9 protein-coding genes and 1 pseudogene are annotated in these 10,165 nt (G+C 45.3%); 6 read left to right on the top strand and 4 right to left on the bottom strand.

The window, feature by feature from the left end:
- The coding region (locus WA325_RS12070) for a transposase (RefSeq protein ID WP_336183679.1) at nt 1-492 on the top strand (492 nt) is incomplete at its 5' end.
- 117 nt (nt 493-609) lie between these two features.
- Here the strand turns inward: WA325_RS12070 and WA325_RS12065 are convergent.
- Nucleotides 610-1,167: a DUF2777 domain-containing protein gene (locus tag WA325_RS12065; protein WP_336183678.1), complete on the bottom strand. Its 558-nt coding sequence runs from the start codon at nt 1,165-1,167 to the stop codon at nt 610-612.
- Between the two features lie 174 nt (nt 1,168-1,341).
- Here WA325_RS12065 and asnB point away from each other — a divergent pair, with 174 nt between their 5' ends.
- On the top strand, nt 1,342-3,186 hold the full coding sequence (gene asnB, locus WA325_RS12060; RefSeq protein ID WP_336183677.1) for an asparagine synthase (glutamine-hydrolyzing): 1,845 nt from the start codon (nt 1,342-1,344) through the stop codon (nt 3,184-3,186).
- Nucleotides 3,187-3,320: 134 nt separating this feature from the next.
- Here asnB and WA325_RS12055 read toward each other — a convergent pair whose 3' ends face one another.
- Entirely contained in the window at nt 3,321-3,800 is a 480-nt protein-coding gene (locus tag WA325_RS12055) for a DinB family protein (RefSeq protein WP_105953763.1), read from the bottom strand.
- 286 nt (nt 3,801-4,086) lie between these two features.
- On the opposite strand from WA325_RS12055, the pseudogene WA325_RS12050 reads away from it, so the two are divergent.
- Nucleotides 4,087-4,916, top strand: a pseudogene (locus tag WA325_RS12050) (phytoene/squalene synthase family protein).
- Nucleotides 4,917-4,944: 28 nt separating this feature from the next.
- Here WA325_RS12050 and WA325_RS12045 read toward each other — a convergent pair.
- Nucleotides 4,945-6,312, bottom strand: a complete 1,368-nt coding sequence (locus tag WA325_RS12045) for an MATE family efflux transporter (protein ID WP_059293074.1) — start codon at nt 6,310-6,312, stop codon at nt 4,945-4,947.
- Nucleotides 6,313-6,435: 123 nt separating this feature from the next.
- On the opposite strand from WA325_RS12045, the gene WA325_RS12040 reads away from it, so the two are divergent.
- The 3 genes from WA325_RS12040 (at nt 6,436) to WA325_RS12030 (ending at nt 9,572) form a co-directional block, all read left to right on the top strand.
- A complete protein-coding gene (locus WA325_RS12040; protein ID WP_305934140.1) occupies nt 6,436-7,299 on the top strand; it encodes an AraC family transcriptional regulator in 864 nt (287 codons plus the stop codon).
- 17 nt (nt 7,300-7,316) lie between these two features.
- On the top strand, nt 7,317-8,339 hold the full coding sequence (locus WA325_RS12035; RefSeq protein WP_336183676.1) for a LacI family DNA-binding transcriptional regulator: 1,023 nt from the start codon (nt 7,317-7,319) through the stop codon (nt 8,337-8,339).
- A gap of 204 nt (nt 8,340-8,543) precedes the next feature.
- Complete coding sequence (locus WA325_RS12030; protein WP_105953760.1) at nt 8,544-9,572, top strand: Gfo/Idh/MocA family oxidoreductase; 1,029 nt, start codon at nt 8,544-8,546, stop codon at nt 9,570-9,572.
- 51 nt (nt 9,573-9,623) lie between these two features.
- On the opposite strand, the gene WA325_RS12025 is transcribed toward WA325_RS12030, so the two are convergent.
- A complete protein-coding gene (locus tag WA325_RS12025; protein WP_024120862.1) occupies nt 9,624-10,133 on the bottom strand; it encodes a DinB family protein in 510 nt (169 codons plus the stop codon).
- Nucleotides 10,134-10,165 lie beyond the last annotated feature (32 nt).

Below are 10,165 nucleotides of genomic sequence, written 5' to 3'. Positions count from 1 at the left end.
TTATCTGACCGACAAATCTTTGGTGTCATCGCACATAGACTTTATCACCCTATCCGAGGCTTGTTTCCAAAATGGAAATTTCATTACGACAGTGAACAAGACAGATATATTTGCCCGAACCAGCAAACCCTTACGTACTCAACAACTGACCGAAAAGGCTACCGGACATATAAATCAAATCCTGAAATATGTTCCTCATGCCCGCTGCTTGAAAACTGTACAAAATCAAAGAATCGGCAGAAAGTGATTACTCGGCATGTATGGGAAGACCATAAAGAAAAGGTCAGACAAAATCGCTTGTCTGTTTCAGGAAAAAACCTCTACAAAAAAAGAAAAGAAAAAATAGAGCGAAGCTTTGCAGATTCAAAACAGCTGCATGGGCTTCGCTATTGCAGGTTAAGGGGACAACGAAATGTGAGCGAACAAGTTCTCCTCACAGCCGCATGCCAGAACATGAAGAAGATTGCCACATACCTATCCAAGCAGGGATAGATATGTGGGAGCCTTTTTCTGTATCTAAAATACAATAAGCATCTAAAGAAACAAAAAAGCTTGTAGAAAAAACATCGTTTTCTCTACAAGCTGAAGCGGTGCTGAAGCACCGCTTTTTTATTTGCGTCCCCGCTGGACCGCTGAATACATAATAGAACGTTTTCCATCGGAAGCCGTCCATTCGAACCGGTCGCCAGCCGTTCCTCTGCTGTAATGGTGCTGCAGCGCGCATTGGGCGGTATCATTTGAAAAGTGATAAAAGGAAACACCCTGTTCCTCTGAGATATTCGAAAAGACCTCTTTATTATAAGAAAACACGCAATCGAATACCGATAAACCAAAGCTGTGCAAATGCTGCAAAAAAGCGAGAAAGGTTTCATCATCCAGCGAATCCAGAAGCGTCATAAGCGGACGTTTTACCGATTTTTCATAGCGTATGCATTCTCCGCCGGATAGGGAGATGTCTTCTCCGCAACATGTCAGAACCATTTTGTCCTGGAAATCGGCCTGCTCCCACTTTTCTTCGCGCTGAATCCAGATCGGTCTGTTTTGAAGACTTTCCGCCAGCAGCACATCACCTTCCTGGTTTTCGATTAAGCATATGCCGTCTTCGACCAGAATGGTGCCGTATTCCCATTTCTGTTCATCTTTATATAGAAATTGTTTTCGTTTCATAAATGAAGTGCTCTCCTTTTTTCTTCGTTCCTCTCTTTTCTTTCCAATACAAGCCTGTCCCATACAACTCTTTTGTGGACAAATCAACTATCTGTCTATAGATGCATAAACTTACTAAGGTGCTGAAAGAAACGAATTTGATACCGAAAGAAACGGGATTGGAGCTGATATCACATGTGTGGAATTACGGGTTGGGTCGACTTTAAAAAGCAGCTCGTCCAAGAAAAACAAACGATGAACAGAATGACAGACACTCTTTCCAAACGGGGGCCTGATGATTCTAACGTTTGGGGAGAGCACCATGTTTTATTCGGACATAAAAGGCTTGCGGTTGTTGATATTGAAGGCGGACGCCAGCCGATGGCATGCACCTATAAAGGGGATACGTACACAATTATTTACAATGGTGAGCTGTATAACACGGAAGATCTGCGCAAAGAGCTGCGGGCGCGGGGCCATCAGTTCGAGCGGACATCTGATACCGAGGTGTTGCTGCACAGCTACATTGAATGGCAGGAGAATTGTGTGGATCGCTTGAACGGCATTTTCGCCTTTGCCGTGTGGGATGAAAAGCGTGATCTGCTGTTTGCGGCGAGAGACCGTCTTGGCGTGAAGCCGTTTTTTTATACGGAGCAAGGCTCTTCTTTTCTCTTCGGATCAGAACTCAAAGCCATCCTCGCACACCCCGAGGTGAAGGCGCGGGTGGACAGAACGGGTCTCTCGGAAATTTTCGGGCTCGGACCGTCCAGAACCCCGGGGACAGGCGTGTTTAAAGGCATTAATGAAGTCCGTCCGGCCCATGCGCTGACGTTTTCTAAAGACGGACTGAACATATGGCGTTATTGGAATGTCAAAAGCGAGAAACATACGGACAGCTTTGAAGACAGTGTGTCCAATGTGAGGTCGTTGTTTCAGGATGCGGTGACGCGGCAGCTAGTGTCGGATGTTCCGGTTTGTACGTTCCTATCCGGCGGACTTGATTCGAGTGCGATTACCGCCATTGCCGCAGGCCATTTTGAAAAGGAAGGAAAAGCCCCGCTTCATACTTATTCGATTGATTACGAAGAAAACGACAAATTTTTTCAAGCGAGCGCCTTTCAGCCGAATGACGACGGGCCGTGGATTGAAAAAATGACAGAGGCTTTCGGCACGACGCACCATAAATGCGTCATCAGCCAAAAAGATCTCGTCGATCATTTGGAGGAAGCCGTTCTGGTCAAAGACCTTCCGGGAATGGCTGACGTCGACTCATCCCTATTATGGTTTTGCCGTGAAATCAAAAAGGACTTTGTCGTCAGCCTGTCAGGAGAATGCGCGGATGAGATTTTCGGCGGATATCCGTGGTTCCATACAGCAGACGTTGAGTCCGGTTTTCCGTGGATGAGATCAACTGAAGAGCGGGTGAAGCTGCTCTCCGATACGTGGCAGAAAAAATTGAATTTGAAGGAATACGTACATGCAAAATACGAAGAAACCCTGGCCGAAACGCCGTTATTAGACGGTGAAACAGGTGAGGATAAAGCAAGGAGACAGCTGTTCTATTTAAATATGCTTTGGTTTATGACCAATCTTTTGGACCGGAAGGATCGCATGAGCATGGGGGCGAGCCTTGAGGTGCGGGTGCCGTTTGCAGATCATCGGCTCGTTGAGTACGTCTGGAATATCCCATGGGAAATGAAAATGCATGACAACCGGGAAAAAGGCATTTTGCGAAAAGCGCTTGAAGGCATTTTGCCTGATGAAATCTTATATCGTAAAAAAAGCCCGTATCCGAAAACGCACCATCCTGAATATACAAAAGGAGTCAGCGAGTGGCTGGAAGCGATCAGGAGCCAAAAGGACTCCGTGCTCCATACCTTGCTGGACAGAAACCAATTGGATCAGCTTTTAGAGACGGAAGGCTCCTCCTTTCAGGTACCATGGTACGGTCAGCTGATGAAAGGACCGCAGCTGATCGCCCATCTTGCCCAAATTCATACATGGTTTGAGGCGTATCGGATTGATATTGACGAGAGGTAGGTTCTATTTTAAAAGCCGGAGATGTATAGATTAAAATAAGAAAGGATAGATGGGCAGAGAAATATATGCTCTATCTATCCTTTTTTTACAACAGCAATATCGAAGTGTTGTTGCGCCAAAGTCCCCACGTTCCTTCAATATGAATGAATAGGTTTTAATGTTCTGCCGATAAAACTAGCTGATACTGGGCTTAACTTTAATTCCCTAGCCCATACAGAAAGTTGACCAATATGGTGGATTTCGTGAGCGATTATATGGTGTAATATTTCATCTCGCGTATATAGAACATCTTTCTCCCAAGGAACGCTTACAAGTTCATCTTTTATTTGCTCTGAATGTGTTTCTAAAACATCAATAATTTCAGTTCGGAATGTATTTGAGAGGGATTTCACTTTATCGAGTGTATGATAATCAGCGAACTGAACAACGATATCTTCTTTTCCTTGGATAGCACGAACCCAACTATATTCCACGTCAATAATATGAAAAAGGGTATATAAAATATTCTCTACCCCGCCAAGATGGTTTTTAAGTAACTCTTCAGAGCTTAGTTGATGACACCAAGTAAACCATTGATCTCTAACCTGCCAGTTATATTCAAAAAATTTTATCACTGAACTCACTCCATTACTATAATGTATTAAATAACAATTAGCCCTTTTTTTCGTGATTCCTCTTTTATTGAAGCAGTGATTGAGAAGTGTTTAATCTCTATCTGTTGTATGGCATTAAAAATAAAAAAGCATATCTCGTTGATGGTCCTGTTCAGACTAGGTATTCGAGGTTTATATGATTGAAGCAGCATGTTGCGCATTTTTCATTCTTGTTACTTTTACAAAGTAAGAATCGGCTTTTTCTTCATATACAATTAGGAGAAAACATAATAGACTTGAAGAAGCAGTGATACATAGGAGTGAAAAGAAATGAAAGAGATAAAAGAAGCTTATCAGCAGTGCGGACAGATTGTAAGCGAATACGCGCCAGCCTGTTTCCTGGCTTTCTCATTTCTCCCGCTGAAGCAAAGACAAGCTGCTTGGGCTGTTTTGGCGTTTTGCCATACGGCAGCCAGTGCAGATGAGAAGGCGATACCTGTATTTGAAGCTGAAGCTGAACATGTTTTTCAAAGGGCAAGTAACGGGAAACACGATTTGTGGAAAGCGTTCGACCATGCGTATCAGACATTTACATTAGACAGCGAGCCTTTTCGGGAGTTCCTTGCTGCAAAGAAAGATGAATCGAAGACGCATGAAACCCTTGATGAACTGCTCATGGACGCATATCAGACGGGCGGAAACGCGGGATTGATGCTGCTGCCGATGCTGACGCGCCGAAATCAAGATCAGCTCAAACAAGCAGCGGTCTCTCTCGGCTTGGCCATACAGCTGATTCGAATTTTAAACAATCTCGGAACGGACCAGCATCAAAAAAACCGCATTCCCCGTCAGGTGATGCAGCAATTCGGCTATACAGAAGACGATCTCCAAAAAGGCATCGTCAATAAAGCGTTCACGATGACGTGGGAGTACATCGCTTTTGAAGCCGAGGCCTACCTTGAAGAGTGCCTGGATGCCCTGCCGATTTTCCCTCAGTATTCTCAAAAAGCGGTAAAAGCTGCAGCTCAGCTGTACCGAGCCATTCTGGAAAAAATCCGAACGGAGCAGTACAACGTATTTGAACACAAGCATGCGTTAACAGACAGCGAAGCAAAAATGATTCTGTCCGAGCTGTAAAAAAACACCCGGCTTGTTCTGCCGGGTGTTACGCCATACCTTTTTGAATCCAGATCCGTGAGCGCCATCTTCTGTACATTAAGATTCCCCGGACCCATTCGTCCGCGATAAAAGAAATCCATACGCCGGCAAGCCCGAAACCGAGATGAATGCCGAATAGATAAGCAAGCGGAAGGCCGATGCCCCACATGGAAATCATCGCCATGTAGACTGGGAATTTCGCATCCCCCGCGGCGCGCAGAGAGTTAATAATAATCACATTAAACGAGCGGCCCGGTTCAAGGATGATGGTCATCGCAATCAAAAGGCTTGCGGTAGCAATGATATCAGGGCTTTGTGTGAAGATGCCGATAAGGTCTTTTGAAAAGATTGTCATCAAAACAGATGTGGCCGCAGCAATTCCGAGCGCCCAATACAAGCTTTTCATGCAGCGCTCATATGCAGCGTCAAACTGTTTGCCGCCGATATAGCGGCCGATTAAAATTTGTGTGCCTTGGCTGATCGCAGTCCCGAATAGCAGAATAAACATCGTAATATTTTGCGTATACACTTTGGTTGTTAAAGCCTGCGCCCCCATGATGGCAATAAAATAAGTGACAATCATTTGCGAAAGGTTATAAGAAAGCTGTTCGCCTGCTGAAGGAATGCCGATTTTCAGCAGCTTGCGCAAATGGTCTTTATGCATATGAAATACTTTTTTCAACGACATCTTCAGCTGAATGCGTTTGTTTACAATGACAATCATCGCGATTAATCCGATAACACGCGCGATAGATGTGGACATGGCAACACCCGCTACGCCGAGAACTGGAAAGCCGAACAGGCCAAAAATGACAACGAAGTTTCCGGCAATGTTTAAAATGTTCATGCCGATTGTGACAAACATTGTATCCTTTGTGTAGCCATAGCTTTTTAAGATCGCGCTGAATGTCATGATTAAAGCCTGAATAAAGGACAGACCTCCGACAACTTGTAAAAAGACTTTAGCGTCAGGCATCAGCTCATTTGATAATCCCATCATATGAAGCAGAGGAACTGCCGCAAAAAAGATGAGAGCGCTGATCGCAAGGCTGATGAAGAAGTTGGCTGCGATTGACACATAAGCGACTTCCATAGCTTCTTTCTTTTTCCGGGATCCTAAAAATTGTGAGATGACAACAGTTGTTCCTGTTGCGATAAAACTGAACATCACGATAATTAAATTCAAAATCTGGTTGCTGACGCCGACTGCCGCCACACTGTTATCTGAGTATTGGCTGAGCATCAGTGTATCAGCATTACCCATAAACATATATAATGAGACCTCAATAAAGATCGGCCAAGTAAGCGAAAATAATGAGAACGATTTGTCAGCGGGTTTTTTCAAAGCAGTTGATTTGAAGACAGCTTGTTTCATAGTGTCTAACCCCTTTCGTAAATAAAATCAACGTTTTAAAGTGTACCTCCATTTCCTTATAATAAAAAGGGAGAGAAACGATACTTCTTGCAAAAATCCGACTTAAAAAGGAGGGTGATCAAATTGCTGCGCATCCTGTTTACAGTCCCGCCTTTTCCGGTGTTTATTGCAGCCGGAGAAGGGGTTTTTAAAAAAGGAGAAACCCATGTCAAACGCGTTTTTTCTGTATTTGATCTGATATACGTCAAGCAGGGGACGTTATATATCACTGAAAATGAAAAATCGTTCTCTGTTGAAGGGGGCGAATATATCTTGCTTTCTCCCGGTCTTGAACACTATGGGACAAAGGGCAGTGATGAAGCGACCTCCTATTATTGGCTTCACTTTGATGAACATCAATATGAATTTACCGCAAAAGGGGGCAGCAATTGGGCAGAGCTTCAGCAGGAAAAGGGGAGCTTCGAGGAGCCAGCCCGCTACGGACTCGCATTGCCGAGAAAAGGCAAGGTGCAGCGCCCGCAATTTATGGCGCAGCAGTTTGAAAGGCTCATTGATTACTCCGCAGAAAACTCCGATTTGCCGCTCAGAAAACAAATCTTGTTTGAAGAGCTGATGCTGCATCTTCAAAAGGAGGCGTTTCAAATTCCGTCTGCAAAAGAGCGGGTGGCATGGGAAGCGGCCCGATACTTACAGGAGCATTATAAGGAGAAAACGACAATCAAGGATCTGTCGCTCGCCCTGCACTATAATCAGGATTATGTGACCCGCTGCATGCAGCAAGTGCTTGGTGTCACGCCGGGCCAATACACAAATCGGGTGAGAATGACTGAAGCAAAGCGTCTTTTATCCTCGACAAATGATAAAATGGGCGTCATCGCGGAAACGATTGGAATGGAGGACCCGACATACTTTTCAAAGCTCTTTAAGCAAATTGAAGGCATTTCACCAATTGAATACCGGAAAATTGTCAGCCGGAAAGTTCAATAAGCAGACGAGGGATGAAGATGAAAACGACAATTTACGATGTGGCGAGGAAGGCGGGTGTCTCGATCACGACCGTATCGCGCGTCATTAACCATACGGGCCGGATCAGTGACAAAACAAGGCAAAGGGTCATGAATGTGATGAAGGAAATGGAGTACACGCCCAATGTCCACGCCGCTGCTTTAACGGGAAAGCGGACCAATATTATCGGCCTTGTGACGCCTGATATTTCAAACCCGTTTTACGGCGAGCTCGCGAAAAGCATAGAGGAAAGAGCGGATGAGCTTGGTTTTCAGATGATCATTTGCAGTACCGATTACGATCCGAAAAAAGAAACGAAATATTTTTCTGTCCTAAAGCAAAAAAACGTAGACGGCATCATTTTTGCGACAGGAATTGAGAATCATGACAGCATGTCAGCTTTAGAGGAAATCATTAGCGAACATATCCCGCTCGCCATGATTTCTCAGGATAAGCCCCTTCTTCCGATGGATATCGTTGTGATGGATGATATTCTCGGCGGGTATGAGGCTGCCAAGCATCTTTTGTCATTGGGCCACACGAGGATTGCCTGCATTGTGGGTGACGGGTCAACGACAGGTGAAACAGACAGAATCAAAGGATTCCGGCAGGCGATGGCGGAAGCGAATGTGCCGGTCGATGAGTCGCTGATCATTCCGACACGCTTCTCTTTGGAGAGCGGTAAGGAAGAGGCGGGAAAATTGCTGGACAGGGATAGGCCAACGGCTATTTTTGCTTTTAACGATGTATTGGCCTGTGCCGCCATTCAGGCGGCGAGAATAAGAGGCATCAAGGTTCCGGATGACCTGTCCATCATCGGGTTTGATAACACCATCCTTGCTGAAATGGTCGATCCGCCCCTGACAACGGTAGCCCAGCCGATTAAAGAAATGGGGCAGCGCGTCATTGAACTGCTGGCGGAAGAAATCGAAGGAAAACGAAAGGCAAAACAAAAAATAGTGTTATCACCCGAGCTAGTGATCAGACATTCTACAGCACCGTTCAAGAAAAGAATCCGATAATGCAGCGGGTTCTTTTCTTTTTGACAGCGAAGGCGAAAAAGATATTGCATGGGAAGAAAGGACATTGTAAAATGAAATCACCTTTCGAGAAAGCGCTTGCGCAAAAATATATCGGCCAAATAGTGGATGAACCGCTATTTTTTTAACCATTCTGGTAAAGCGCTTTCATTAGGTGGTGAAAAAGGAGACTAAGGAGATGAGGACATGGGAAATCGAGTAAGATGCGCGGTATTAGGGTTAGGGAGACTGGGATACTATCACGCAAGAAACCTTATGACCAGCGTTCCGGGAGCTGAGCTTGTCAGTGTCGGTGATCCGATGACAGAAAGAGCCGAGCAGGTCGCTAAAGAATTCGGGCTTGAAAAATGGTCGGATGATCCGCATGAGATTTTAGCAGATTCCGAGATTGATGCAGTGGTCATCGTAACGCCGACAAGCACACATGGGGAAATGATCATCAAAGCGGCGGAAAACGGCAAGCAGATTTTCGTTGAAAAACCGCTGACATTAAACCTTGAGGAATCAAAATCAGTTTCTGAAACAATAAAAGAGACAGGTGTCATCTGCCAAGTCGGTTTTATGAGGCGTTTTGATCCTGCATATGCGGATGCGAAACGGCGGATAGACGCGGGAGAGATCGGCAAACCCATCTATTATAAAGGCTTTACACGCGATCAAGGGGCGCCACCCGCTGAGTTTATCAAACATAGCGGAGGGATCTTTATCGACTGTTCCATCCATGATTACGATATTGCCCGTTATTTGCTCGGAGCGGAGATCACTTCTGTTTCCGGACACGGCCGGATTTTAAACAACCCGTTTATGGAACAATATGGCGATGTTGATCAGGCGCTGACGTATTTAGAGTTTGATTCCGGCGCAGCGGGAGACGTCGAGGCAAGCAGAACCTCTCCATACGGCCATGACATCCGTGCAGAAATTATCGGGACAGAAGGCAGTATTTTCATAGGGACATTGAGAAACCAAAATGTGACCATCCTGACCGCTAAAGGGAGCAGCTATGAGATCATCCCAGACTTTCAAACTCGTTTTCATGAAGCCTACTGCTTAGAACTGCAGCATTTTGCAGAGTGCGTCCGAAATGGAAAAACACCGATTGTGACAGATGTCGATGCGACGATCAATTTAGAAGTCGGCATCGCCGCGACCGATTCGTATCGAAGCGGCAGGCCTGTACAGCTTGATGTGGAGCGTGCTTATACAGGTATGTAAAAGTTAATAGGTTCCATTTGAGGCTGTTCCGCCAAAAAAAGCAAGGACAGTTTAGCCCTTGCTTTCTCTTTTCTCATATAAATAGTACATATAATCAGTAGGTACGCCTGAATGGCCCAGCTGTCTTAGCATGGCCGTCACGTTCCCTCTGTGATAAGTGCCGTGATTGACGACATGCAGGATGGTGTCTGCATAGGTTGATTCCAGTGTACCGAGTTTCGGATGCTGCATGGAGAAGGTCTGTTCTAAGTCCGTTTGGCGGCTGAAGAAATGATGATACTGTAATTCCAACTCGGAAGCGTGCTGTTTAATCGCTGCCATATTGCCATGCGCGGACTCGAATTTGCCTGTGCCGTCTATAATCTCTTGGTAGTCCACTCCCGAAAGAACGTTCAGCCATATGTAGTCAGCCCTGCACATATGAAGCAGTACGTCACTGACTGAAGGGAATACGCTCTTTACTTCTTGATAAGCAGTTTCCTCCGGCAGGTGTTCGATATGGTTCAAGATTCGCTTGTTCGCCCAGGAATGGTAGTCATAAAACTGTTTAGCGTCAGTCACAAACATCGCCCCCTTTTCTAAATAGAATTCGA

It is taken from the genome of Bacillus sp. 205(2023), assembly GCF_037027485.1.
Lineage (GTDB): Bacteria > Bacillota > Bacilli > Bacillales > Bacillaceae > Bacillus > Bacillus halotolerans.
Note: the sequence above shows the minus strand (reverse complement) of the source record. Positions and strands in the feature narration are given on the sequence as shown.